This window comes from Halomonas sp. 707D4 (assembly GCF_024158685.1).
Classification (GTDB): domain Bacteria; phylum Pseudomonadota; class Gammaproteobacteria; order Pseudomonadales; family Halomonadaceae; genus Vreelandella.
The window spans coordinates 1-1,254 of sequence record NZ_JAMZBD010000687.1 but is presented as its reverse complement, the minus strand read 5'-3'; the positions used below and the strand labels follow the sequence as shown (position 1 = coordinate 1,254).

Genomic DNA, 1,254 nt, shown 5'->3' with positions numbered 1-1,254 from the left:
TCGTTGATCCAGTAGCCGTACTTCTGCTTGTGCGGCGGATTGACGATGCCGGCGATATGGCCGGAGCCGCCCAGCACGAAGGTAACCGGCCCCTTGGGCAGAAGCGCGCCATGGTAGGTGCTGTTCCACTTGGCGATATGGTCCTCCTTCGTCGAGACGAAGTAGCTCGGTGTCGAGACCTTGCGCAGGTCGATCTTCACCCCGTCGAGCTCGATGCCGCCGGGCTCGACCAGGCGGTTCTCCAGATACAGGTGGCGCAGGTACCAGCCGTGGGTCGCCGCGGGCAGGTTGGTGCCATCGGTGTTCCAGTAGAGCAGGTCGAACGCCGCAGGCACCTCGCCCTTCAGGTAGTTGTTGACGAAGAACGACCAGAACAGGTCGTTCTCGCGCAGCAGGTTGAAGGTGTAGGCCATGGAGCGGCCATCGAGATAGCCCTTGAGCTGCATCGAGCGCTCGATCCCCTGCACCACGGCCTCGTTGAGGAACACGCCGATATCACCGGGGTCACGGAAATCCTGGAGCGTGGCCATGTAGGTGACCGACTTGACCTTGCGCGCGCGCCGGGTGCTGGTCAGGTACGCCACCGTCGAGGCGGTGAGCGTGCCGCCTACGCAGTAGCTGACCAGGTTCACCGACTTCTCGCCGCAGGCGCGTTCGATCGCCTCCATGGCGGCGATGGGGCCCATCTGCATGTAGTCCGCCCAAGTGACGTCGTGCTGCTCGGGGCCCGGGTTGCGCCAGGAGATCAGAAATACCGTATGGCCCTGGTCGACGAGCCACTTGACCAGCGAATTGTCCTCGCGCAGATCGAGAATGTAGTACTTGTTGATCCAGGGCGGCACGATCAGAAGCGGCGTCTTGAACACCGTTTCTGTCGCCGGTGCGTACTGGATCAGCTGGATCAATTCGTTCTCGAACACCACCGACCCGGGCGTGACGGCGATGTTCTCGCCGACGGCGAAGGCCTGGCGGTCGGTCATGGCCACGTTGATGCCTTCGCTGGAGTTGGCGAGATCCTCGCGCAGCCGCGTCAGGCCATCGAGCAGGTTCTGGCCCCGGGTTTCCAGGGTGCGCTTGACCACCTCGGGGTTGGTCGAGATGAAGTTCGACGGCGACATGGCGCTGACCAGCTGGCGGGCGTAGAAGGTGAGATTGCGCCGGCTCGCGTCGTCGAGCCCGTCGAGGCCGGCGATCAGCTCGTCGACGGATTGCGAGAACAGCAGGTACTGCTGCATCAGGGAGAGATAGAACGGC

General features: G+C 63.3%; 1 protein-coding gene. It reads right to left on the bottom strand.

The features are described from left to right. The coding region (phaC, locus tag BIS11_RS17910) for a class I poly(R)-hydroxyalkanoic acid synthase (RefSeq protein WP_253586771.1) at positions 1 to 1,254 on the bottom strand (1,254 nt) is incomplete at both ends.